Origin of the sequence: Streptomyces sp. NPDC048392, from assembly GCF_043200575.1 — a bacterium.
In the GTDB taxonomy this organism is placed as follows: domain Bacteria; phylum Actinomycetota; class Actinomycetes; order Streptomycetales; family Streptomycetaceae; genus Streptomyces.
Genome location: NZ_JBICYB010000002.1, coordinates 189,306 through 212,762, shown reverse-complemented (window position 1 = coordinate 212,762; position 23,457 = coordinate 189,306). Strand labels below are relative to the sequence as shown.

The 23,457-nt window shown below is 71.2% G+C and carries 26 protein-coding genes; 15 read left to right on the top strand and 11 right to left on the bottom strand.

The window, feature by feature from the left end; translation table 11 throughout:
- From ACGFYH_RS04825 to ACGFYH_RS04810, 4 genes are read right to left on the bottom strand one after another with little or no spacing between them, the layout of a single operon-like run.
- Entirely contained in the window at window positions 1-969 is a 969-nt protein-coding gene (locus ACGFYH_RS04825; RefSeq protein ID WP_393801711.1) for an NADH-quinone oxidoreductase subunit H, read from the bottom strand.
- Window positions 966-2,435, bottom strand: coding sequence for an NADH-quinone oxidoreductase subunit C (locus tag ACGFYH_RS04820; protein ID WP_393801710.1), 1,470 nt, complete (start codon window positions 2,433-2,435; stop codon window positions 966-968). Before ACGFYH_RS04820 ends, ACGFYH_RS04825 begins: the two co-directional genes overlap by 4 nt.
- Complete coding sequence (locus ACGFYH_RS04815; protein WP_393801709.1) at window positions 2,432-3,175, bottom strand: NADH-quinone oxidoreductase subunit B; 744 nt, start codon at window positions 3,173-3,175, stop codon at window positions 2,432-2,434. Before ACGFYH_RS04815 ends, ACGFYH_RS04820 begins: the two co-directional genes overlap by 4 nt.
- A complete protein-coding gene (locus ACGFYH_RS04810) occupies window positions 3,166-3,606 on the bottom strand; it encodes an NADH-quinone oxidoreductase subunit A (protein WP_393801708.1) in 441 nt (146 codons plus the stop codon). Before ACGFYH_RS04810 ends, ACGFYH_RS04815 begins: the two co-directional genes overlap by 10 nt.
- A 186-nt stretch (window positions 3,607-3,792) precedes the next feature.
- Here ACGFYH_RS04810 and ACGFYH_RS04805 point away from each other — a divergent pair, with 186 nt between their 5' ends.
- The 7 genes from ACGFYH_RS04805 (at window position 3,793) to rarD (ending at window position 13,355) form a co-directional block, all read left to right on the top strand.
- A complete protein-coding gene (locus ACGFYH_RS04805; protein WP_393801707.1) occupies window positions 3,793-5,043 on the top strand; it encodes a sensor histidine kinase in 1,251 nt (416 codons plus the stop codon).
- Between the two features lie 320 nt (window positions 5,044-5,363).
- Entirely contained in the window at window positions 5,364-6,731 is a 1,368-nt protein-coding gene (locus ACGFYH_RS04800) for a sensor histidine kinase (protein WP_393801706.1), read from the top strand.
- A gap of 409 nt (window positions 6,732-7,140) precedes the next feature.
- Complete coding sequence (locus ACGFYH_RS04795) at window positions 7,141-7,800, top strand: LuxR C-terminal-related transcriptional regulator (protein WP_393801945.1); 660 nt, start codon at window positions 7,141-7,143, stop codon at window positions 7,798-7,800.
- A 269-nt stretch (window positions 7,801-8,069) separates the two neighbouring features.
- A complete protein-coding gene (locus ACGFYH_RS04790; protein ID WP_393801705.1) occupies window positions 8,070-9,998 on the top strand; it encodes a 2-oxoacid:acceptor oxidoreductase subunit alpha in 1,929 nt (642 codons plus the stop codon).
- The gene (locus ACGFYH_RS04785) at window positions 9,991-11,097 is read left to right on the top strand and encodes a 2-oxoacid:ferredoxin oxidoreductase subunit beta (RefSeq protein WP_393801704.1); all 1,107 of its coding nucleotides are present in this window, start codon (window positions 9,991-9,993) and stop codon (window positions 11,095-11,097) included. The genes ACGFYH_RS04790 and ACGFYH_RS04785 overlap by 8 nt, the downstream gene beginning before the upstream one ends.
- A gap of 208 nt (window positions 11,098-11,305) precedes the next feature.
- On the top strand, window positions 11,306-12,160 hold the full coding sequence (locus ACGFYH_RS04780) for an SDR family oxidoreductase (protein WP_393801703.1): 855 nt from the start codon (window positions 11,306-11,308) through the stop codon (window positions 12,158-12,160).
- 142 nt (window positions 12,161-12,302) lie between these two features.
- The gene (rarD, locus tag ACGFYH_RS04775; RefSeq protein ID WP_393801702.1) at window positions 12,303-13,355 is read left to right on the top strand and encodes an EamA family transporter RarD; all 1,053 of its coding nucleotides are present in this window, start codon (window positions 12,303-12,305) and stop codon (window positions 13,353-13,355) included.
- Between the two features lie 19 nt (window positions 13,356-13,374).
- Here rarD and ACGFYH_RS04770 read toward each other — a convergent pair whose 3' ends face one another.
- Complete coding sequence (locus ACGFYH_RS04770) at window positions 13,375-14,010, bottom strand: CGNR zinc finger domain-containing protein (protein ID WP_393801701.1); 636 nt, start codon at window positions 14,008-14,010, stop codon at window positions 13,375-13,377.
- Window positions 14,011-14,031: 21 nt separating this feature from the next.
- Between ACGFYH_RS04770 and ACGFYH_RS04765 the strand changes: the two genes are divergently transcribed.
- The 5 genes from ACGFYH_RS04765 to ACGFYH_RS04745 are packed head-to-tail and all read left to right on the top strand — an operon-like array spanning window position 14,032 to window position 15,700.
- Window positions 14,032-14,472, top strand: coding sequence for a VOC family protein (locus tag ACGFYH_RS04765; protein WP_393801700.1), 441 nt, complete (start codon window positions 14,032-14,034; stop codon window positions 14,470-14,472).
- Window positions 14,429-14,752 (top strand): hypothetical protein, encoded by a 324-nt coding sequence (locus ACGFYH_RS04760; protein ID WP_393801699.1) that lies wholly within the window; start codon window positions 14,429-14,431, stop codon window positions 14,750-14,752. Before ACGFYH_RS04765 ends, ACGFYH_RS04760 begins: the two co-directional genes overlap by 44 nt.
- Window positions 14,749-15,129, top strand: coding sequence for a DUF6907 domain-containing protein (locus tag ACGFYH_RS04755; RefSeq protein ID WP_393801698.1), 381 nt, complete (start codon window positions 14,749-14,751; stop codon window positions 15,127-15,129). Before ACGFYH_RS04760 ends, ACGFYH_RS04755 begins: the two co-directional genes overlap by 4 nt.
- Complete coding sequence (locus ACGFYH_RS04750; protein ID WP_393801697.1) at window positions 15,126-15,413, top strand: hypothetical protein; 288 nt, start codon at window positions 15,126-15,128, stop codon at window positions 15,411-15,413. The genes ACGFYH_RS04755 and ACGFYH_RS04750 overlap by 4 nt, the downstream gene beginning before the upstream one ends.
- Window positions 15,410-15,700, top strand: coding sequence for a hypothetical protein (locus tag ACGFYH_RS04745; RefSeq protein ID WP_393801696.1), 291 nt, complete (start codon window positions 15,410-15,412; stop codon window positions 15,698-15,700). The genes ACGFYH_RS04750 and ACGFYH_RS04745 overlap by 4 nt, the downstream gene beginning before the upstream one ends.
- Before the next feature lie 77 nt (window positions 15,701-15,777).
- On the opposite strand, the gene ACGFYH_RS04740 is transcribed toward ACGFYH_RS04745, so the two are convergent.
- From ACGFYH_RS04740 to ACGFYH_RS04725, 4 genes are all read right to left on the bottom strand, one after another.
- A complete protein-coding gene (locus ACGFYH_RS04740; protein WP_393801695.1) occupies window positions 15,778-15,960 on the bottom strand; it encodes a hypothetical protein in 183 nt (60 codons plus the stop codon).
- 9 nt (window positions 15,961-15,969) lie between these two features.
- Window positions 15,970-16,179 carry a DUF397 domain-containing protein gene (locus ACGFYH_RS04735; protein WP_393801694.1) on the bottom strand — a complete coding sequence of 70 codons (210 nt, stop codon included), beginning with the start codon at window positions 16,177-16,179 and terminating at the stop codon, window positions 15,970-15,972.
- A gap of 175 nt (window positions 16,180-16,354) precedes the next feature.
- Window positions 16,355-16,561 carry a hypothetical protein gene (locus ACGFYH_RS04730; RefSeq protein ID WP_393801693.1) on the bottom strand — a complete coding sequence of 69 codons (207 nt, stop codon included), beginning with the start codon at window positions 16,559-16,561 and terminating at the stop codon, window positions 16,355-16,357.
- Complete coding sequence (locus tag ACGFYH_RS04725) at window positions 16,558-16,875, bottom strand: DUF6415 family natural product biosynthesis protein (protein ID WP_393801692.1); 318 nt, start codon at window positions 16,873-16,875, stop codon at window positions 16,558-16,560. Before ACGFYH_RS04725 ends, ACGFYH_RS04730 begins: the two co-directional genes overlap by 4 nt.
- Window positions 16,876-17,103: 228 nt before the next feature.
- Between ACGFYH_RS04725 and ACGFYH_RS04720 the strand changes: the two genes are divergently transcribed.
- From ACGFYH_RS04720 to ACGFYH_RS04710, 3 genes are all read left to right on the top strand, one after another.
- Window positions 17,104-17,955 carry a helix-turn-helix domain-containing protein gene (locus tag ACGFYH_RS04720; RefSeq protein WP_393801691.1) on the top strand — a complete coding sequence of 284 codons (852 nt, stop codon included), beginning with the start codon at window positions 17,104-17,106 and terminating at the stop codon, window positions 17,953-17,955.
- A gap of 16 nt (window positions 17,956-17,971) precedes the next feature.
- Window positions 17,972-18,526 carry a class IV adenylate cyclase gene (gene cyaB / locus ACGFYH_RS04715; protein WP_393801690.1) on the top strand — a complete coding sequence of 185 codons (555 nt, stop codon included), beginning with the start codon at window positions 17,972-17,974 and terminating at the stop codon, window positions 18,524-18,526.
- Window positions 18,527-18,643: 117 nt separating this feature from the next.
- Entirely contained in the window at window positions 18,644-18,874 is a 231-nt protein-coding gene (locus tag ACGFYH_RS04710; protein ID WP_393801689.1) for a hypothetical protein, read from the top strand.
- Between the two features lie 4 nt (window positions 18,875-18,878).
- On the opposite strand, the gene ACGFYH_RS04705 is transcribed toward ACGFYH_RS04710, so the two are convergent.
- On the bottom strand, window positions 18,879-19,160 hold the full coding sequence (locus ACGFYH_RS04705; protein ID WP_393801688.1) for a hypothetical protein: 282 nt from the start codon (window positions 19,158-19,160) through the stop codon (window positions 18,879-18,881).
- A gap of 326 nt (window positions 19,161-19,486) precedes the next feature.
- Window positions 19,487-23,278 (bottom strand): phage tail tape measure protein, encoded by a 3,792-nt coding sequence (locus ACGFYH_RS04700; RefSeq protein WP_393801687.1) that lies wholly within the window; start codon window positions 23,276-23,278, stop codon window positions 19,487-19,489.
- Window positions 23,279-23,457 lie beyond the last annotated feature (179 nt).

Below are 23,457 nucleotides of genomic sequence, written 5' to 3'. Positions count from 1 at the left end.
TTACTGGATCACCACCTTGACGATGCCGGTGAGGGCGATCTGGGCGAGGGAGAGGGGGACGAGAAGCGTCCAGGACAGTTTCTGGAGCTGGTCCTCGCGCAGGCGCGGGTAGGTCACGCGCAGCCAGATCACGACGAAGGCGAGAACGGCCGCCTTCAGCAGGGTCCAGACCCAGCCGAGGCCGTCGGCACCCCAGGGGCCGTGCCAGCCGCCCAGGAAGAGGACGGTGGTCAGACCGCACAGGACGACGATTCCGGCGTACTCGGCGAGGAGGAACAGAGCGAAGCGCAGGCCGGTGTACTCGGTGTAGGCACCGAAGATGATCTCCGAGTCGGCGACCGGCATGTCGAACGGGGGCCGCTGCAGTTCGGCCAGCCCGGCGACGAAGAAGACGATGGCGCCGACGATCTGCCAGGGCAGCCACCACCACTCGAAGGCGTCGAGGATGCCGACGAGGGAGACCGTGCCGGCCGCCATGGCCACGGAGGCGGCGGTCAGCAGCATCGGCAGTTCGTACGCGAGGAGCTGGGCGGCGGTGCGCAGGCCGCCGAGGAGGGAGAACTTGTTGGCGGAGGACCAGCCCGCCATGAGCGAGCCGAGAACGCCCACGCCCATGACGGCGAGGGCGAAGAAGACGCCCGCGTCGACGGCCTGACCCACCGCGCCCTCTCCCGGCCCGACGGGGATGACCAGGAGGACCAGGAGGTACGGCAGCAGGGCCACGGCGGGGGCGAGCTGGAAGATGCGGCGGTCCGCGTCGGCGGGGACCACGTCCTCCTTCTGCGCGAACTTCACGCCGTCCGCGACGAGCTGGGCCCAGCCGTGGAAGCCGCCCGCGTACATCGGGCCCAGGCGGCCCTGCATGTGCGCCATCACCTTGTGCTCGGTCTGGCCCACGATCAGAGGGAAGGCGAGGAAGACGACGAAGACGACCAGGAGGCGCAGGGTGACGTCGAGTACGTCGTTCACCGCGGGCCTCCGGGCGAGTTCGGGGGATGCGGGCGGTTGCGGGGAGTGTCGGTGTCGGTGTCGGTGTCGGTGTCGATGGGAGTGCCGGTGTCGGTGGGAGTGTCGGGCTTCTGGGGGGTGTCCCGCCCCTCGGGAGCATCCAGTTCCTCGGCAGCGTCCGGCTCCGCGGGCTCGGAGGTGCCGGGTCCGCTTCGGGGCGCGGCCTCGGCCGGCTCGTCGAACGCCGGGCGGGCGTGGTGCCACGGGGCGTCCTGGCCGTGCGGTGCCGAGGGCGCGGGCTTCGGGGCCGGTTCCTCGGTGGGCGAGGGGGCGGCGGTGTCGTCGCCGCCCCGGGGAGCGGGACCGGAGCCCGCAGCGTCCGGCCGGCGGCCGGTGTCGGAAGCATCCCGTCGGCTCGCGGAGCCCTGCGCCGCCCTCGGGGTACGCCGGAGGCCGACGGTGCCGTCCCGTCGCCCCTGCCGGTCAGGGCGGTCAGGGTGGTCAGAGCGGTCCCGCTGTGGGTCCGATCCGCCGTCGGTGCCGGGTGACTGTCCAGTCGCCGGGACACCGGGATCGGCGCCGTCCTGCGGTCCGGCGGCCGTCTCGGCGGTGGGCTCGTCCGCCGGACCGGCCGCTCGCTGGGACGCGGAGCCCTGGCTCGCGCTGCGCGACCGCCGCGGCGCCGGTGCGGCCGCGGGCTCCCCGGCCGGGGATGCCTGGCCGACCGAGCCCTCGGCCGCCGTACGGGAGCGGCGCGGAGTGACGGCCGGGGTTCCGGCGTCGGACGCCGTCCGGCCGACGGAGCCCTCGGAGGCCGTACGGGTCGGGCGGGCCGGGCGTTCGCCTGCCGTGCGGGCCGGGCGCTCCACCGCTCCGCCCCGCCCCGCACCGCGTGCCGGGCGGGCCGGAGCGGGGGGCAGCTGGCCCTTCAGCGGGCCCCACTCGTTGGGGTCGGGGACGCCCGGCGGCAGCATCTGGCGGCGACGCGGACCGCCGTGTTCGGACTCGCCGGGCTCCTTGGCTCCCGGCCAGGCCTTGGCGACGCGTGCGGCGAGGACGAAGTCCTTCCGCAGCGGGTGGCCCTCGAAGCCCTCCGGCAGGAGCAGGTGGTCCAGCGCGGGGTGGTCCTCGAACACGACGCCGAACATCTCGTGGGTCTCGCGCTCGTGCCAGGCCGCGCCCGCGTACACCGCGACGGCGGTGGGCAGGACCGGAGCCCCGTGCGGGACCGTCGTACGCAGCAGCAGCCGGCGTACCGGTCCCAGCGCCACGACATGCGCCGCGACGCGGAATCCGGCGCCCGGTTCGTCGACCGCGCTCAGCCAGTCGAAGTACGTGCAGCCCAGCCGATCACGCGCCGTCTCCAGGGCGGTGATCCAGGAAGTGGCCGGCACGTCCACGGTCAGGAGGCCGTAGGACTCCTCCGCCGTGGCCTCCGCGCCGAAGAGTTCGTCGGCGCCGGCGGGCAGCCAGCCGACCGCGGTCATCGGCCCTCCTCCGGATCCGAGCCCGCGTCCCGGTCCAAGCCCGCGTCCCCGTCCGAGCCCGCGTCGGAAGCCACAGCCGGGCCCGAACCCGAGGCCGAGGCCACAGCCGGGCCCGAACCCGAGGCCGGGGCCACAGCCGGGCCCGGACCCGAGGCCGAGGCCGGGACCGGGGGACGCACCAGGCCGCTCTGCAGCGCGGCCGTCGACGGCCGGGGCGAGGTGCCGTACCGCTCCCCCAGGGACTCCCGCGCGATCTTCTCCTGGAGCTTGAGGATTCCCTGGAGCAGCGCCTCGGGACGCGGCGGGCAGCCGGGCACGTAGACGTCGACGGGGATGATCTGGTCGACGCCCTTGGTCACGGAGTAGGAGTCCCAGTAGGGGCCGCCGCAGTTGGAGCAGGCGCCGAAGGAGATGACGTACTTCGGCTCGGGCATCTGCTCGTACAGGCGCTTCACGGCCGGCGCCATCTTGTCGGTCACCGTGCCCGAGACGACCATCAGGTCGGCCTGGCGGGGGCCCGGCGCGAACGGGATGACGCCGAGCCGGATGAAGTCGTGGCGGGCCATCGACGCGGCGATGAACTCGATCGCGCAGCAGGCGAGGCCGAAGTTGAAGACCCAGAGGGAGTAGCGGCGGCCCCAGTTCAGGACGACCTTCATCGGCTCCGGGGCGAGGCGTGCCAGCGTGCCCAGCCTCTTGGGCTCGGGGAGCGGCACGGGTCCGGAGGGGTTCACGTCCATGACAGGACGCCCTTCCTGTATGCGTACAACAGACCCACGGCGAGGAAGCCGAGGAAGATGAACATCTCCACGAGGGTCGTGGCTCCGTAACCAGGGTCGGCGAAGACGGTCGCCCAGGGGAAGAGGAAGATCGAGTCGACCGCGAAGACGACGTAGAGGAACGCGTAGACGTAGTAGCGGACCTGGGTGTGCGCCCAGCCCTCGCCGACGGGGTCGACGCCGCACTCGTACGTCAGCAGCTTCTCGGGCGTCGGGACCACCGGCCGCAGCAGGCGCCCGGCGCCGAAGGCCACGGCCACGAAGAGCACCCCCACGACGGCGAGCAGGCCGACGACCGAGTAGGACTGGAAGTAGTCCGCGGCGAGCCCGACGGGCGCATCGGCGGGGGTCACAGCACCGGCGGTCACATCGCCGACGGTCGTTTCCGGCACGTGCGTCCCTCGCTCCCTGTCGTCAGCGCTGCTGTTCGACGATCTGTACGCACGGGAGTCTAGAGCCTGATAAGGACACGGTAAGCGGCCCGTCGTCCCTTGAGGCGCGGGGGTGGGGTTTTCCTCAGTGGATCCCGGCGGTCCACCTCATGGCGCGGTGCCGCGCCGCACGGCACGCTGACGTGTATGACCGAACGCCTCTCGACATCGAGCCCCGCCGTGACCACCGGCGCAGCGGCCGGCGACCGCCTGCCGCCGGCCCGTGTCGCCTACGACCGGCACACCTGGAAGGAGATCGCCCACCTGCTGGCGAATCTCCCCGCGGCACTGCTCGGATTCACCTACGTCGTGACGATGCTGTCCGTCGGCGCCGGGTTGACGGTCACGGTGGTCGGGTTCCCGCTGCTGGCGGCCGGGCTGCTGGGCGCGCGGCAGTTGGGCAAGCTGGAGCGGGCGCGGGCCCGGGCGCTGCTCGGGGTGCGGGTGGACGAGCCGAGCCCGCTGCCGTTGCGGGGCAAGCGCGGCTTCTTCGCACAGTTGTGGATGTCCTTGAAGGACCCGGTGGGCTGGCGCACGGTCCTGTACGACGTGATCCGGTTCCCCTGGGGCGTTCTCACCTTCGTCGTCACGCTGGCGTCGTTGTTCGTGCTGTGGCCGGTGCTGCCGTTCATCGCGCGGGGTCTGACCAACGTCGACCGGGCCATGGTCCGCGGGCTGCTGTCCCCCTCCGACGAACTGGAGCGGCGGATCGCCGAGCTGGAGTCGGACCGGGGGGTCGTGGTCGACACGGCCGCCGCCGACCTGCGGCGCATCGAACGCGACCTGCACGACGGCGCGCAGGCCCGCCTGGTCAACCTCGCCATGGGCCTGGGCCTGGCGAAGGAGAAGCTTCTGGAGGACCCCGATGAGGCGGCGGCCATGGTCGACGAGGCGCACGGCGAGGTGAAGCTGGCCCTGCAGGAGTTGCGGGACCTGGCCCGCGGCATCCATCCGGCCGTTCTGACCGACCGCGGCCTGGACGCGGCGCTCTCCTCGGTCGCCTCCCGCTGCACCGTGCCGGTCAGCGTGGCCGTCGACCTGCCGGGGCGCCCCGCGGCCGCCATCGAGGGCATCGCGTACTTCACCGTCTCGGAGCTGCTCCAGAACGTCAGCAAGCACAGTGGGGCCAGGTCGGCCTCGGTGGAAGTGTGGCGCTCCTCCGACCGACTGCTCATTCAGGTGGGGGACGACGGCCGCGGGGGCGCGCGTCTCGACGGCGGTACGGGGATGAAGGGCCTCGCCGACCGGCTGTCCGCCGTCGACGGCCTCTTCGTCGTCGACTCGCCCGAGGGCGGCCCGACGACGATCACGGCCGAGCTGCCGTGGCGCGACCGCACCGAAACCGACGGGGCCTCGGGCGGCTCCCGCACCACCGCCGGCGCGCAGCAGCTGAAGTAACCGAAGTAGCCGAACCACCGGGTCGTCCCAACCACCTCGATCAGCCGAGTCAGCCCAGGCACCCGCCTCGGCCGGCTCGGCTGACACCGCTGACAGCTGACACCGCTGAGACACCGCTGACTCTGCTGACACGGCTGACTCCGCAGCCTCGGCTGCCGACGCAGCCGACGCAGCCGAGGCCGCGGCACCCGCGGCGCTCCCGGGGTGGGGAAAACCCCCCTCTCCGGACGCCGACGAGCTCCATTGGCCGTGACGGTGCGGTCGACGAGGGTGGAGTCACGACAGCACACAGCCGTACGACGAGGACAAGGACGGCACCGATGGCCACGGAATACGGACAGGGTTACGGGCTCGGGAGCGGGTCCGGCCTCCCCGGGAACACCGGTGCGCGACGCCACCGGCTGCCGGCGGGGCTGCGGGCACCGTTCGAGGCGCGCAGCTGGCGAGAGTTCGGCTATGTCCTGGTGGGACTGCCGGTCGGCGTCCTGCTCTTCACGTACGCCGTCACGATGCTGTCGCTGGGAGCCGGCCTGCTGGTGACGTTCCTTGGTGTGCCGGTGCTGGCGGCCGCGCTGGCCGGGTGCCGGGGCTTCGGGGCGATGGAGCGGGCGCGGGCCCGGGCCCTGCTGGGGCTCCGGGTGTCCGACCCGGAGCCGCTGCGGCTGAGGAAGCAGGGCGCGATGGGCTGGATGGGGGCCGTACTCAGGAGCGGCACCTCCTGGCGGAGCCTGCTGTACGCACTGCTGCAGTTCCCGTGGGCGGTGTTCTCGTTCGTCGTCGCCGTGAACGTCTGGGCGATCGGGTGGGCCATGCTGACGTACCCGCTGTGGTTCTGGGTGTTTCCGACGTACGCCGGCCAGGACGGGCTCCAGCTGTACGGCGACGAGACGCACCGCATCTACCTGGACAACCCCTTCGAGATCACCGTCACCGCGCTGGTCGGGCTGCTGTTCACGCTGGCGACGCCGTGGCTGGTGCGGGCGCTGACGACGGTGGACCGGGTCATGGTGCACGGGCTGCTCGGACCGTCACGGCTGGCGACGCGCGTCGTGGAGCTGGAGTCGGACCGGGGGGTCGTGGTCGACACGGCCGCCGCCGACCTGCGGCGCATCGAACGCGACCTGCACGACGGGGCGCAGGCCCGCCTGGTCAGCCTCGCCATGGATCTGGGTCTCGCCAAGGAGAAGCTGAGGGAGGACCCCCGGGCGGCGGCCGTCATGGTGGACGAGGCACACGGTGAGGTGAAGACGGCACTCCAGGAACTGCGGGACCTGGCCCGGGGCATCCACCCCGCGGTCCTGACCGACCGCGGTCTGGACGCGGCGCTGTCGGCGGTCGCCTCGCGCTGTGCCGTGCCGGTGCGGGTGGAGGTCGACCTGGCGGAGCGGCCGGCGTCGGCGATCGAGGGCATCGCCTACTTCACCGTCTCTGAGCTGCTCCAGAACATCAGCAAGCACGCGCGGGCCACGGCGGCCGCCGTGGAGGTGTGGCGGGTGGATAACCGGCTGCTGCTCCAGGTCGTGGACAACGGCGTGGGCGGCGCGAACGCGTCGGCCGGGTCCGGCCTGGCCGGACTGGCGGAGCGGCTCGACGCGGTGGACGGAATCCTCGTGGTGGACTCGCCGGCCGGAGGGCCGACGCGGGTCACGGCGGAGCTGCCGTGGCGGAACGAGCCGGCCACCAGGTAGGCCGGCCCGGACCCGGCGCACGCCCCGCCGATCGCACTCGGGCCGGGCGCACGCCCGCCGAACACACTCGGGTCCGGCACACACCCGCCGAACACACTCGGGTCCGGCACACACCCGCCGAACACACTCGGGTCCGGCACACACCCGCCGGGAACGCTCGGGCCGGGCTCTCACCGCCGGAGCCTGTGCCGGGCCCGGTCCGGCCATGGTGATCGAAAACCGGCCACCAGGCGGCCGGACCCGGCCTGTGGCCCCGGACTTCCCGTTCTCTTCCCGTCGACCGAAGGGGCATCCGGCCTCCGATGCTGGGATGCTGGCCCTGTCGCACGGACGGTTCGTGGACGCGGCGTGGGCCGCGCGGGCCGTGAGGTGCACGGGCTGTGGGGGGCCGAGGATCGTGGAGGACAGGGTGCGGGTGGTCATCGCCGAGGATTCAGTGCTGCTCAGAGAAGGGCTGACCCGGTTGCTGACCGACCGCGGGCACGAGGTCGTGGCCGGTGTCGGCGACGGCGAGGCACTGATCAGGACCATCACCGAGCTGGACGCGCGGGGCGAGCTGCCGGACGTCGTCGTGGCGGACGTACGGATGCCGCCGACGCACACCGACGAAGGGGTGCGGGCCTCGATCCGGCTGCGCAAGGCGCACCCCGGTCTCGGCGTGCTGGTGCTGTCCCAGTACGTGGAGGAGCGCTACGCCACGGAGCTGCTGGCCGGTTCCAGCAGGGGAGTCGGTTATCTGCTCAAGGACCGGGTGGCCGAGGTGCGGGAGTTCGTGGACGCGGTGGTGCGCGTGGCACAGGGCGGTACGGCGCTGGATCCGGAGGTGGTCGCGCAGTTGCTCGGGCGCAGCCGCAAGCAGGACGTGCTCGCGGGGCTCACCCCGCGCGAGCGGGAGGTGCTGGGGCTCATGGCCGAGGGCCGGACGAACTCGGCGGTCGCCCGGCAGCTCGTCGTGAGCGACGGTGCCGTCGAGAAGCACGTCAGCAACATCTTCATGAAGCTGGGGCTGTCCCCGAGCGACGGTGACCACCGGAGGGTGCTCGCCGTGCTCACGTATCTCAATTCCTGACACCGGCGGCCCACTCCTCTGAAGCCACAGCGGGGCCGGGCGGTGCGCACGCTCATCCGGACGAATGAGAACCCGAGGACGGGCGGGTGCGTCCCACCGGTGCCGGGGAGCGGGAAATCCGTGGGATTCAGGGGCCGCGGGCCGTTTCGATGTCGTGTCCATCATGCGAATGTCCACCGGAAGTCAGCACATGCGGACGTAGGGTTGATCCTGGGACGGTCGGTGGGAGACCAGTCCCCGGACAGCCGTCCCGAGGGAGGTCCAGTCAAGTGACCAGCCAGGTCAGCAGCCCAGCGGAGCAGGCCGACGGAACCGTCGTGGGAGAGCAGCGCAAACCGGTCGGGGCGAAGGACGTCCGCCGGCTGGACCGGGTGATCATCAGGTTCGCGGGGGACTCCGGCGACGGGATGCAGCTCACCGGCGACCGTTTCACCTCGGAGACGGCGTCGTTCGGCAACGACCTGTCGACGCTGCCGAACTTCCCGGCCGAGATCCGGGCGCCCGCCGGCACCCTGCCGGGTGTCTCGTCCTTCCAGCTGCACTTCGCCGACCACGACATCCTGACGCCGGGAGACGCCCCGAACGTGCTGGTGGCGATGAACCCGGCGGCGCTGAAGGCGAACGTCGGCGACCTGCCGCGCGGCGCGGAGATCATCGTCAACACGGACGAGTTCACCCGGCGGGCGATGCAGAAGGTCGGCTACGACACCTCTCCGCTGGAGGACGGCTCCCTCGACGGCTACCACCTGCATCCGGTGCCGTTGACCACGCTGACCGTCGAGGCGCTCAAGGAGTTCGACCTCAGCCGCAAGGAGGCCGAGCGCAGCAAGAACATGTTCGCGCTCGGGCTGCTCAGCTGGATGTACCACCGGCCCACCGAGGGCACGGAGAAGTTCCTGACGTCGAAGTTCGCGAAGAAGCCCGACATCGCCGCCGCCAACATCGCGGCCTACCGCGCGGGCTGGAACTTCGGTGAGACCACGGAGGACTTCGCGGTCTCCTACGAGGTGGCACCGGCGGCGACGGCCTTCCCGCCCGGCACCTACCGCAACATCTCCGGGAACCTGGCCCTGGCCTACGGCCTGATCGCCGCGTCCCGCCAGGCGGACCTGCCGCTCTTCCTGGGCTCGTACCCGATCACCCCGGCCTCGGACATCCTGCACGAGCTGAGCCGGCACAAGAACTTCGGGGTACGGACCTTCCAGGCCGAGGACGAGATCGCCGGTATCGGCGCGGCACTCGGCGCGGCCTTCGGCGGCTCGCTGGCGGTCACCACCACGTCGGGCCCGGGTGTGGCGCTCAAGAGCGAGACGATCGGCCTCGCGGTGAGCCTGGAGCTGCCGCTGCTGGTGGTGGACATCCAGCGCGGCGGGCCGTCCACCGGTCTGCCCACCAAGACGGAGCAGGCCGACCTGCTGCAGGCGATGTACGGGCGCAACGGCGAGGCGCCGGTCCCCGTCGTCGCCCCGCGCACCCCGGCGGACTGCTTCCACGCCGCGCTGGAGGCGGCACGGATCGCGCTGGTGTACCGGACGCCGGTCTTCCTGCTCTCCGACGGCTACCTGGCCAACGGCTCGGAACCGTGGCGGATCCCCGAGCCGGACGAGCTGCCGGATCTCACGGTGCGGTTCGCGCGGGGCCCCAACCACACCCTGGACGACGGCACCGAGGTGTTCTGGCCCTACAAGCGCGACCCGCACACCCTCGCCCGTCCGTGGGCGGTGCCGGGCACCCCGGGGCTGGAGCACCGGATCGGCGGCATCGAGAAGCAGGACGGCTCCGGCAACATCTCGTACGACCCGGCCAACCACGACTTCATGGTGCGCACCCGTCAGGCCAAGATCGACGGCATCGACGTCCCCGGCGTGGAGGTCGACGACCCGGACGGCGCGAGGACGCTGGTGCTGGGCTGGGGATCGACGTACGGCCCCATCACCGCCGCCGTGCGCCGGCTGCGCGCCGCCGGGGAGCCGGTCGCCCAGGCCCACCTGCGGCATCTCAACCCCTTCCCGCCCAATCTCGGTGCGGTGCTCGAGCAGTACGACAGGGTGGTGATCCCCGAGATGAACCTCGGACAGCTCGCCACTCTGATCCGGGCGGAGTACCTGGTCGACGCCCGGTCGTACAACCAGGTCAACGGCATGCCGTTCAAGGCGGAACAGCTCGCCACGGTCCTGAAGGAGGCCATCGATGGCTGAGACGTCCACGGATGCGAAGCCGACGGACACCGGCACCGGCACCGGCACGACGATCGAGGCGCTGTCCCTCGTGCCCAGGGCCGAGGGCAGGCAGTCGATGAAGGACTTCAAGTCCGACCAGGAGGTGCGCTGGTGCCCCGGCTGCGGCGACTACGCCATCCTGGCCGCCGTGCAGGGCTTCATGCCCCAGCTCGGCCTGGCGAAGGAGAACGTCGTCTTCGTCTCCGGAATCGGCTGCTCCTCCCGCTTCCCGTACTACATGAACACCTACGGGATGCACTCCATCCACGGCCGGGCCCCCGCCATCGCCACCGGACTCGCCGCCTCCCGCCGCGACCTGTCGGTCTGGGTCGTCACCGGTGACGGCGACGCGCTCTCCATCGGCGGCAACCACCTCATCCACGCCCTGCGCCGCAACGTCAACCTCAAGATCCTGCTGTTCAACAACCGGATCTACGGTCTGACGAAGGGCCAGTACTCCCCGACCTCCGAGGTCGGGAAGATCACCAAGTCGACCCCGATGGGGTCGCTGGACGCGCCCTTCAACCCGGTGTCGCTGGCCCTCGGCGCGGAGGCGTCCTTCGTCGCCCGGACCGTCGACTCCGACCGCAAGCACCTCACCGAGGTGCTGCGCCAGGCCGCCGAGCACCCGGGCACGGCCCTGATCGAGATCTACCAGAACTGCAACATCTTCAACGACGGCGCCTTCGACGCCCTCAAGGACAAGCAGCAGGCCGAGGAGGCCGTGATCCGCCTGGAGCACGGGCAGCCGGTCCGTTTCGGCGCCGACGGCGCCAAGGGCGTCGTACGGGACCCGCGGACCGGTGACCTCCAGGTCGTCGCCGTCACCGCGGACAACGAGGCGGACATCCTGGTCCACGACGCCCACGCCGCGTCCCCGACCACCGCCTTCGCCCTCTCCCGCCTCGCCGACCCGGACACCCTGCACCACACCCCGATCGGCGTCCTGCGCTCCGTCGACCGGCCCGTCTACGACACGCTCATGTCCGAGCAGCTCGACACCGCCGTCGAACAGAACGGCAAGGGCGACCTCGCCGCGCTGCTCGCCGGCCACGACACCTGGACGGTCGTCGGCTGAGACCGGCGGCACTTCGTCACTCGCGGAGGCCCGGACGGGAACGTCCGGGCCTCTCCGTATGCCGGCGGGCAGCGGTCTTCATCCGCGCTGCACTTACTGCTGCACTTACTTTGAAGTGCGTACCGCACTTCAAAGTAGGCACTGTCACCTAGTTAGCGCAGCGCCTACGGTTAGTGGCAACGCACACCCCACAAGGAGCACTGAAGCCATGAGCATCGTTGTCACCGGAGCCACCGGACACCTCGGCCGCCACGTCGTGCGGCAGTTGCTGGAGAAGGTGCCGGCCGACCAGGTCACCGCCGTCGTCCGGGACCGCGACAGGGCCGCCGGCCTCGCCGCCCGCGGTGTACGGCTCGCGGTCGCCGACTACAACTCCCCCGAGACCTTCGACGGCCTGTTCGCGGCCGGCGACCGGGTGCTGCTGATCTCCGGCAACGAGTTCGACAAGGGCCGCGTGCGGCAGCACACGATCGTGATCGACGCGGCGAAGAAGGCCGGAGTCGCCCTGCTCGCCTACACCAGCGCCCCCAGCAGCCTCAAGGCCACGCTCGCCGACGACCACCGCGCCACCGAGGAGGTGCTGGTCGGCTCGGGCGTGCCGTACGCGCTGCTGCGCAACGGCTGGTACCACGAGAACTACACCGAGCAGCTCGCCCCGGTCCTGGAGCACGGCGCCGTCGTGCAGGCGGCGGGCGAGGGCCGGGTCTCCTCCGCCTCCCGCGCCGACTACGCGGCCGCCGCCGTCGCCGTACTGACCGGCGAGGGCCACGAGAACACGGCGTACGAGCTGGGCGGCGACGAGGCGTGGAGCTTCGCCGAGTACGCCGCCGAACTGAGCCGGCAGACCGGCAGGGAGATCGTCTACAACCCCGTCTCCCCCGAGGTCTACACCGGCATCCTGACCGGCGCCGGGGTGCCCGGGCCGCTGGCGGACGTCTTCGCGGGCGTGGACGCCGCCATCGAGAAGGGTGAGCTGGTCGTCACCAGCGGCGACCTGTCCCGCCTGGCCGGCCGCCCGACCACGCCGCTCGCCGAGGCCGTCACGGCCGCGCTCAAGGGCTGACGGCCACGCCGGTCCGTACGGCACCCGGCCCCCTGTCATGACCGTATTCCGATACGGGCATGACAGGGGGCCGGGTGCGGCGTTACCTTCGTCCTGGCATGCATCCCCGTCCCGGCATGCCGTGTGCGAGAAGGAGGTGCCCGTGGCCGGGTCGTCCAGGAGTGAGCAGCGCATAGGCCTGCTGAACGGCTTCGCGGCGTACGGGATGTGGGGGCTCGTCCCACTGTTCTGGCCGCTGCTCAAGCCCGCGGGGGCCGGTGAGATCCTCGCCCACCGGATGGTGTGGTCCCTCGTCTTCGTCGCCGTCGCCCTGCTTTTCGTGCGGCGCTGGGCCTGGGCCCGTGAGCTGCTGCGGCAGCCGCGCAGACTCGCCCTGGTCACGGTGGCCGCCGCTGTCATCACCGTCAACTGGGGCGTCTACATCTGGGCCGTGAACAGCGGCCATGTCGTCGAGGCCTCGCTCGGGTACTTCATCAACCCGCTGGTCACCATCGCGATGGGCGTGCTGCTCCTCAAGGAGCGGTTGCGGGCCGCGCAGTGGGCGGCGGTGGGGACCGGCTTCGCCGCCGTGCTCGTCCTCACCATCGGCTACGGCCAGCCGCCGTGGATCTCGCTCTGCCTCGCCTTCTCCTTCGCCACGTACGGTCTGGTGAAGAAGAAGGTGAACCTGGGCGGCGTCGAGTCGCTGACCGCCGAGACGGCGATCCAGTTCCTGCCGGCGCTCGGCTATCTGCTGTGGCTGGGCTCGCGGGGCGAGTCGACCTTCACCACGGAGGGTCTCGACCACTCGGCCCTGCTCGCCGCGACCGGCGTCGTCACCGCGATCCCCCTCGTCTGCTTCGGCGCGGCGGCGATCCGCGTGCCGCTTTCCACGCTGGGACTGCTGCAGTACCTGGCACCGGTCTTCCAGTTCGTGCTCGGCGTCCTCTACTTCGGCGAGGCCATGCCGCCCGAGCGCTGGGCCGGATTCGCCCTGGTCTGGCTGGCGCTCACGATGCTCACCTGGGACGCGCTGCGCACGGCCCGCCGGACCGCGCGGGCACTGAGGGAGCAGCTGGAGCGGGCGGGCACGGGCGTACCACCGGTCAAGGGGGACGCCATCGCCCGGGAGCCGGGGGTCGTGGCCTCCGGGACGCCCGCGACCGGTCCCGCCGAGACGCCCCGGCAGCAGGACATCGGGGCGGCGAAGCCGTAGCCCCCTGCGGGTAGGCGGATCAGCGCTGCTCCGGCGTCCGCCGCGCGCGGTGCGCCCGGACCTTCTCCCGGTTGCCGCAGTGCTCCATCGAGCACCAGCGGCGGCGGCCGGGGCGCGAGGTGTCGACGAAGAGCAGACGGCAGTTGTGGGCACCGCACTCGCGGACTCGGCCCGCGTACGGGCCGGTGAACAGCTCGATCGCGTCGCGCGCCACCGTCGACAGCAGGCGGGGACCCGTGGCGCCCGGGGCCCAGCCGCGGGTGCCGTCCGGTTCGATACGGGTGACGAGCGGGGGCTGCGCGGCCGCGGCGTTGACGACGTCCAGGCGGGCGGGGAGCAGCGGGCGTCCGTGCGCTTGGTCGGCGGTGAGTGGGAAGAGGGCGTCGCGCAGGGCCCTGGCCCGTTCCACGTCCGTCCGGTCCACCGTCAGGGCCAGCCCGTCCGGCAGTCGGCTGCGGCCGGCCCAGGCCGTCAGGTCGGCGGGCTCGTGCAGCACCTCCCAGCGCGCGAACGCGCCCGGCCCGCCCGTCGTCAGCAGTTCGAGACAGAGCGCGCCCGGGTCGAAGCGGTACGGCCTGCCCTCGTGCGACACCAGCGTCAGTCCGGGGGGACGGCCCGGGGACGCCTTCGGCGATTCCATTGCCCGCTCGCTCATGAAACCAGTATGAGTGGTTACATGACCTCGACCTCAGGGCTCGCTCCCCTGCATTTCAAGATCGTCATCGATGCGGCCGCCCCGCACACGCAGGCGGACTTCTGGGCCGCGGCCCTCCACTACGAAGTGGAGGACAACAGCGCGCTCATCGAGAAGCTGCTGGGTTTCGGGGCGGTGACGGCCGAGTCGACCGTCGAGTCCCACGGCCGCCGCGCCTGGCGGGACCTGGCGGCCGTGCGGCACCCCGACGACCCCGTCCAGGAGGAGAGCGGCACCGGTCTGGGGCGGCGGCTGCAGTTCCAGCGTGTGCCGGACGGTAGATGCTCGGAATCAACAACCGACAAAGGGCGGCCCCGGTCGGAGCTACCACCCTCCGGCCGGGGCCTTGGCCCACTTCTGAGCAACCAGGAGCGGACCCATGCAGGACCGTACCCCCAAACCCGTTCCCGAGCGCCCGGATGAGCCGCTGCGCGGCTTGCTCGAGGCTCTCCGTGAAGCCCTGGACGTCCCCCACCCGGCCACCCTCGGTGACGCCAAGCGTCGCGACCAGATCCTTGTCGAGCGCGCCGCGCACGCGATGATCGCCCTGGACAGCATCCTCATCGATGACGCCCCGCTGGGCATCGAGTGGACGACGCGATACCTGCGCGAGCGGCTCGCCGAACACCCCGCCACCGGCTACACCACGTGGGACCAGGCGCGCGCCGCGCGCGGCCCGCTGGCGGGCGGTGAGGGACGATGAGCGCCTCCCGTACCGTCACGATCCGCACGGCCGACCACGGGCCCGTCACGATCCCCGAGCCGTCCTGGTGTCTCGGGCAGCATCCGGACGGCGGGGCCCGGATCGACATCACCCACGCCGGCCCCGACGTGGAACTGACACTCCCCACCCGACAGGGCCCGGTCGTCTACCTGGCGACCTCGCTGGAGTCCCGCCCGTTCGTCCCGGACGCCTTCCTGCGCGGCCCGTTCATGGGCGTAGGGATCGGCGGCGACTGGCACGAGACCGGACTGCCCGGCCTGGAAGCCATGGCCGACATGCTCAGCGCGCACGCCGACGCGCTGCGCGAGCGCGCTCGGGTCCTGGCCGCCGCCCTCGAGGAAGGGGGCCGGTCGTGAGCACCCCGCCGAAGCCGGGCAAGGCGCTGTCGGTGAAGGTCGATCCGCAGCTGTACGACGACCTGGCGACGCTGATGCGTACCGGTATGACGCTGTCCGACGCAGTGCGCCAGGCGGCGGCGATCGTGGCGAGCGCCTACCGCAACGCATGGGAGGACGGACGCATCCCCGACGGGATGTCACCGCAGATCACACACGTGATGGTGCGCCCGTATGACGGTCTGCGCGCCACCGGTCCGACGGCTGGCGCGCCGGTCACACCGGCCGGGGGTGAGCCGCGATGACGCCGACCGAAGCCGAGCGCCTGGCCGCCGTCGAGGAGCATCTGGCCGACGTCTTCCGGCAGCTGCGCGCCACCCGCGCGCACCTGTCCGTCCTACGCGCTCTGCTCGCCGACAACGTCGCGGAGACGGAGGACGACGGCGAGAACGCGGCGGTGGTCGACGTGTCGAGTGTGCGAGCCACGGCGCAGGCCGATCAGGTGGCGCCCTGGGGTCGCCACAGCCAGCGGGCGGGAGGGCCGGCCCGTCGGGGGCTCGCGCGGGACCGGCACGGGCTCCACGCCCTCTGACCGCTCCGCACGGGCATGGGAAGGCCCCGCCCGTCTGCCACGGTGCAGACGGGCGGGGCCGTTCGTTCAGGGGGTTGTCAGCGGGCCAGGCCGCGGTGTTCGGTGAGCGTGCGCAGTGCCGGGCTCAGCACGGGCAGCCGGCCGGGACAGTGCGGCTCGCGGGACTGCGTCCAGGCGTGCCAGCACGCCAGGCACCACAGCACCCCGGAGCGCTCCGGGTCCGGCGTTCCCTGGCCGCTGCACTGCGGGCACTGGCCCATGACGACTCCCTACGCCGTGACGTCGAACTCCCCCAGCTTGGCACCGGCCAGGAAGTCGGTCCACTCGCCGGTCGTGAACTCCACCGTGCGGCCGGTCCCCGAGCTGCGCACCGCCACGGTGCCGGGGACGTTGGTGGCGACCTCCACACAGCGGGGGTTGTTGTTGTCGTACGTGCACGCCGCCGCCGTGCGGAACTCGAAGTCGGGCTGGTTGGGCATGGTGTGTCCCTTCGTCGTCTTCGGTTGTACGGGACCCGGCCCGCCGGCGGCTTGCGGTCCGCCGACGGGCCGGGCGTTCTGGGGGGGGTGCGTCACCCGGGCGCCCGCTCGAGCACGAGCGCGAGCACGGGCGCCGTCACGGCCGCCACGTACGCGGCCAGGCCGGCCAGCGCCCTCATGACCGCAGCGCCCGCGTGATCAGGACCCGGGCCAGGATGCGGGTGGAAGCGGGGTCCGGCTCGATGAGGTCGGCGTGCGCGCGGTGAGCCCACACGTTCCAGCCGGGGCCGGAGTTGCCGCCCTCGTGAACGACCAGGACGGCGTCGTCGGGGTCCGGAATCGGCTCGTCGCAGTACCGGCACACGTGCACCTCGGCGGTCACCGCGGTCCCCCGACCAAGGTCAGGTAGTGGTCGCACAGGGCGTTGACCGAGCGGGCGAGGCGCTCTGCGTGGGCGATGCCGGCGGGCAGGCTGCTGTTCCGGGGCTCCAGGCGCAGCCGCATGCGGGCCTCGCCGATACAGGCGAGCGCGCAGGCGCGGGGGATGTCGTCCTCGGGCAGCTGCTGCGCGGCCGTCTCGACTACGGGGACGGCGAGCATCATGTGCCCGCGCAGCATCAGCGTGAGCGTGTCCAGGTCCTCGGGCGAGGGCGGTTCGGCATCGTCGGCGAGCAGGCGGCGCGCGTCGGCGCGCATCGTCTTAGTGTCAAGCGGGGGCTGTGCTGACGCGGTCGGCGAGTCGGCGGTAGCTTTCATCTGTCGGCGCTCCTCAGAAGCGTTGGCCACGCCCCCGGGCCGGTCGCACGGTCGCGGGGGTCTTCATCGGGCCAGCCTGTGCGCGAGGCGGTTTCGTTTCGATCCCCCACCGGTAATCTCACCGTGAGATGGATTTCTATCCCGTTCGTGGATACCGGGGGTCGGGTCATGGGAACCGCACTGGAACCAATCGAGCTGCACGACTCGGCTTGGGAGCGCGCCGAGATGCGCCAGGCGCTGAGGGCGCGGGACATAGGCGCGGTGTTCCGGCAGGTACAGCAGTTCGCCGGCGCCAGCCAGGCCAGGATCGCAACGGCGGCCGGCATGACACAGGCCCGGGTGAACGAGATCATCAACGGTCGCCGGGAGGTGTCCCGGCTTGACGTGTACGAACGGATCGCTGACGGCTTGCGCATGCCCGACGATGCCCGGCATCTCCTCGGTCTGGCCGCTAGCCGGGAAAAGCGCTCTGGGGGTGCGGCCTTCGACCTGGCGGCGTTTCCGGAAGTCGTCCGCGTCTACGCAGCGCAGAACTCTGCATCTGCGGAGATTCAGCAGCAGGCCCGAGAGGCGCAGGAGCTTGACGTCCTGGCGGTGCGCGGCCTCGGGCTGATCGGGCTGAACGACAGTCTGTTGCGGGCCTGTCTGCCCCGAGACGAAGGCGGCCGGGGGCTGCGGGTGCGCGTGGCGCTCCTTGACCCGGACTCATCCGCGCTCGCTCGCCGGGCCGCAGAGATCGGCGAGTCCTCGGAGTCACTCGCCAGCGGTGTCCGCCTGGCGGAGGCGCGGCTGCGAGAGCTCGCGGGCACGTGTGACATTGGCGTCTGGCGATACCGCATGCTGCCTACTTGGCGAGTCATCAGGACGGACGCCACGATGTTCGTCGGCGCCTTCGATGCCGGGTGGGAAGGTCACGAGTCGGCCACCTACAAGGTGATGGAGACGCCCCACGGGCCCCTGTTCCGGGGATTCCGGCGCATGTTCGACGCGGTCATCGATGGGGCTGAACGCACAGTCTGAGGGAAGGGAAAGGCTCGTGATCGAGGCGGAGTTGAAGGCGCGCGTGCACGCCCCGGAAGTGCTCATGCGCCAGCTGGACGAACGTGCAACGGCCCGGGTGGAGGTCTACCGGGACACGTACTACGACCGGCCCGACGGCTCGCTGGACGCGGCAGACCAGGAGCTGCGGGTGCGGACGGTCCACGGCGCGGACAGCACCCGCACCGTCCTCACCTTCAAGGACGCCGCCGTAGACGCCGTGTCTGGATCGAAACCGGAACACGAGACGGTCGTGGAGGACGCCGACCAGGCGCACGCCATCCTGCGCGGCCTCGGACACGTCCCGGTCATCGCCTTCGAGAAACGGTGCCGCAACTACGACTTCGTGGCCCGCGGTCGGCGGATGCTGGCCACCCTCGTGCGCGTCCCCGAGATCGACGGCACGTTCCTCGAGGTGGAGTCCATCGTTGAGGAGCGCGAGGTGAGTGCGGCCCTGGACGACATCCGCGCGGTACTCGCCGAACTCAGCATCGGCCCCGAGGACCTGACCCGGGACACGTACACCGCAGCCGTGACAGCACAAAGAGGCTGACGCGCTCTGCGCCCGCCCCCCAGCCGTTCCGCTCGCCGACGACGCATCTCCCCCGCTAGCGCTGCTGAGCGGCCGCCAGCGGCCAGCGGAGGGCGGTCGCGGCGCACACTGTGGGGCATGGGTCCCGCTACGCAGACCGGCCGCGACGGCCGACCCCTCGTTCCGACCGAGCTGGCCGCGTACAGCCTCGGTATCAAGCCGGGGGCGTTCCGCTCGTGGGCGCGCCGGCGCGGCGTAGTCCCGGCGGCGTACGGGCGCCCGGCCGGCCGCCGCGGGCAGGCCAGCGCGTTCTGGGACCTGGCCGACATCGCCGCTGCCGTCGCAGCCGACGAAGTCCGGGCCGGCTGAGCGGTCAGGCCTCGGTCGGCTCGCGCCGGGCGGACCGGCAGGAGCGGCAGGTGCGCTTGCCGGGCGGCAGGGACGTAGGGCTGCCGTAGAGCATGCGCCCGCAGCCGCCGGCGCACAGTGCCGAGCTGGCCCGGCCCTCCGGCCGGTACGTCCGTACGCGCACGCGCTGCTTCTCGCGCTCCCGCTCGCGCGCGGCCCGGCAGCCGGGGCAGCGCTTCGGCAGCGGCCCCCCGTACTCCCGCTCGCCGGTGGCGCCGCAGTCCTGGCAGTCGTAGGACCGTGCCATGTCGCCTCATTTCTCAAGTTCTCGCGAAAATAGTTGAGTTGTGGGGGTTGACGCGGTCCGGGCCGCGCGAGATGGTGTTCGTGCAAGGCCGCACCGCCCCCGGCGAGCGAGACGCACCGGACGTGAGCGAACGGCCCCGAAGTCCCCCGAGAAGCACCGGGGGGACACCGAAGAACTCCGCGATTCCCCCCGAGGGCGACCCCTGGCCGCTCCTTCCGGGGGGATATCTAGTTGAGGGTGCGGCGGGGTCAGCCGGGCCGCACACAAAAAGATCAACTTTGCGGCTGCGGGCCACCTGTCGCCAGAACGGCGTCGTGGTTCGCACCTCAGCGCCTGCCCACCTTGGCGCGGTGCGCGGCCTTGTCCTGTGCGTTCTGGATCATCGGCCTGACCGTGCCCTGGATGACTCCGAGGAGCTCGCCGGAGTCGAGTACGAGCTGGCCGGTGAACTGTCCGCCTGTGCTCATGCCTCCTTGCGCCACCAGGTCGACCAGCCGGTCAAAGGATGCGGTCTGCCGGGGCGAGAGGACGCGTTCCGGCTTGGGCGTGTTCTTCGGCAGGAAGCCCACGCCGCGGGCCAGGCCACCGGAGTCGTAGCCGCCTGCGCGGTTGTAGGCGCTAGGCAGGCTGCCGTACGCACCGAGCGCGTACCTCATGCTGGCGTAGATGTTCGCGAGTGGTGCGGTGCTCACGCCGTACATGAACGGGCCGGTGTTCCGGTAGGGGCCGGCGTGGCGCTGGAACGTGGGCCGGATCACCTGCATGAGGCCGACGCTCGGGTGTCCGAGTTTGGCGTTGATGTCCCAGAGGTTGACGGCCCTAGGGTTACCGCCGCTCTCCTGGTTCATCCGGCGCAGGGTCATGCTGGTGTAGGAGAGCGGTTGGCCGGTCAGGCGTAGGGCTTGCTGCACGACAGACGTCCAGCGTTTGACGCCGCTGCCGCTGGGGATCGAGCCGCCCAGGTAGCCCTCCGTAACGTTCGCGGCGTCGGCGAGCTTCTGCGCGTTGTTCTTGAGGAAGGTCGACCAGTCCCGCCAGTGGGCGTCTGCCATAGCTTCGCGGGACGGTCGGGTCATCCGGGGCAGGATCGCGCCGCCGCTGGAGAAGCCCATGAGCTTTCCTTCGCGGGCGAGCTCGCGCAGTCGCTCGACTGCGCCGTGACCGCCTGCGCCGCGGACTTCGCGTGCGCTCCACATGTGCTCGTTGCGGGAAGCCATGATCGGGACGGAGTCGGATGTCTCGGTTCCGGGGCCGAAGACTGGCCCGCCGGTGGCCATGCGGCCGGCGCTCACGCCGGTCAGCTTCAGGCCGGATGCGGTGGTGAACTCCACCTTGGTCTGGACGGCCTTGTCCTTGATCCCTCCGAGCGCTGCGTTCACGTCGTCGCGGAATCCGCGGAATTCTTTGGCGGCGCCCTTGAGTTTCTTGCCCACCCCGGGCACCCAGCCGAACAGCTTCGCCGCCCCGTCGATGATGTTGCCGAAGGCGTCCAGGACCTTCAGCGCGAGCCAACGAATCGCGCCGACCACGGCGTCACGCGCACTGCGTGCGGCACCGGCCAGGGTCTTGGTGAAGAAGTCACTGACCGGGGTGATGACCTTCTCAGAGATGGCGTTCTTGAATCCGACGAGCCGGTCACGCAGGGAACCGAACGCGCCCACCACTTGATCTCGGAGTGTCCCGGCAGCCGTGGGCAGCCACTGCGTGAAGGCCCAGACGATCGGTGCGGTAACCGGTGTCACGATCGTGTTGACGGCCCAGGTGCCGATGCCCGACACCAGGGCGCCGACCCCGTTCTTCAGGCCCTTGATCAGGTCGGAGCCGATGGAGGCGAACACGGTCGAGGGCGAGTTGATCCCGAACCAGCCCTTGACGGAACTCACGACTGGGTCGATGACCCGTCGCTTCAGCCATGAGCCGATGCCCTTAACACCGCTGACGACGCCGTCCTTGAGGCCACTGAGCAGGTATTTCCCGAGCCCGAGTGCCTTCTCGGTGACCCAGGACACGCCGCGCTCGATGCCCGTGCCGATGCCGCGGGCCGCTTTCTTGCCGAGATCGAGGAGCTTCAGTCCCCACAGGCCGAGACGCGTGCTGATCTGCCCGGCCTCGCGCTCAATCGCGGCAGCGGCGGCGGGGAAGGCCTTCTTGAAGCCGGAGACGATGCCGCGCTTGATGGGCGCGAAGATCTTGCCGAGGCCCTTTTCGATGAGCCCCCCGAGTTTCCCGATCCCGGAGAACAGCGGCTCGAAGATCCGTAGGAAGGGGATCTTCCCGAAGAGCTTGCCGAGCACGCCGAAGATCCGGCCGATCGGGATGACGGACAGGACCGCGATGATCGCGTCGAGCCAGTGCTCTTTCCAGAAGTCGAGGGAGAACAGCGGCTCGAACAGGTTGACGATGAACCCGATGGCGAACGGGATGGCCTGGCCGCCGACCGCCTTGCCGACGTCGACCCAGTCGATCCCGGCGAGGATGCTCCCGAACTTCTTCGTCAGCTCCGCAGTGTTCTTGCCGACCCAGCCGATCGCGGTGGACAGGCCCTTGCCCAGACCGGAGCCGAGCTTGCCCCAGTCGAGGTTCTCGATGCCGCCGGTGACGGCCTTGCGGATCGACTCGCCGATCTTCTGAGCCGTGCTCTTGGGCGGCTTCACCTCCGGCATGGTCAGCGGTGCGGCCGCCCCCGATCCGCCGTGCGGCGAGGCACCGAGGGCGGGTCCCTGCACGCCGGTGATGGGAGCGACCTGCCCGGTTCCGTAGTGCGGCAGCGTGCCCAGGGCGGGCCCCTTGGCGCCGCCGCCTGCCTTGCCGGACCCCAGGTGCGGCGTGTTGTCGAACAGGCCCGACAGGAGGCCCTTGGCCGTGCTCTTCGTTCCGGCCAGGCCGCTGACGAAGTCCCCGACGACGCTCTTGGCCTGACCGAACTTCGTCTTGATCGCGTCGACAGGGACCAGGTCCGACATCTGCTCGCGGAAGGTCTTGATCGCGGGCTTGCCGTACTGGTCGACGAAGCCCGTGAAGCCCCGCATGGACGTCGTGACGCCCTCTACGGCGCCGGTGGCGAGATGGAGGACCCCCAGGTCACCGATCTCGATCATGAGGCCTTCCCAGGCACTCTTGAGTGAGGTCAGCTGGCCCTTCAGACCCTCCATCTGAATCTTGGCGATCTTGTCGGCGGCGCCGCCGGAGTTCTCCAGCTCCTTGGTGAGCTTCACCAGCGCGCCGGAGCCCTGATCGACCAGCGCGAGCAGCGCCGGGCCCGCCCGCTGCCCGAAGATCGTCATCATGTCGCCGGTGCTCGCGCCGGACTTCTCCAACTGCCGGACGATGTCGTTGAGCGGCAGCAGCTTCCCCGAGGAGTCGGTGGCGCTGACTCCGAGCTTGTCGAGGGTCTTGGCGACCTTCGCGGTCGGCGACAGCAGCCGGGTCACCGCGCCCCGCAGCGCGGTGCCGGCCATGGACGCCTGGATTCCGGCGTTGCCCATGAGGCCGATCGCTGCCGCGGTCTCCTCGAACTTGACGCCGGCAGCGTGGGTGACGGGCCCGGCGTACTTGAAGGCCTCCCCGAGCTGCTCCAAATTCGTGTTCGTGGACGTGAAGGTCTTCGCCATCACATCGACGACACGGGACGTCTGCTGGGTCTTGAAGCCGTACCCGGTCAGGATGTTCGACGCGATGTCCGCCGACATCGCGAGGTCCATGTTGCCCGCCGACGCCAGCGACAGGACGCCGGGCATCGCGGACATGATGTCCTTGGCCTTGAAGCCGGCCATCGCCAGGAAGCCCATGCCGTCGGCTGCCTCGGAGGCGCTGAACTTCGTGGTGGCCCCAAGCTCCTTGGCCTGGTTCCGCAGATCCTGGAAGTCCTTGCCGGTCGCGCCGGACACGGCCCGCACCTGGTTCATGGACTTCTCGAACTGGCCGGACGCGGACAGCGCAGCCCAGCCCAGCCCGGCGGCGGCGACCGTGCCGACCTTGAAGCCGGTCGCGAGGGCCGACCCCACCCCGGCGCCCTGCTTGCCCAGTCGGGTGGCCGCGCCGCCGACCCGGCCGAACGTGCGGGACGCGTTGTCGCGGGCGACGAGGTCGTAGAGGACCCTGGTGGTACGCGTGGGCACGGCTTCACCTCCTACCGAGATGCGTGCGCGCGGGGGCGCTCAGATCGCGTGTGGGGGCCGGCCGGAGGTTGGCTGACCTCGAGAACCTCCGGCCGGCGTGGACCACGGGGAAAGGCACCCGCGGTCCGGCGGGGCGGGCGCTGCGGCCGGTCCCGGCACAGGGCCAGGTGGCACTCCAG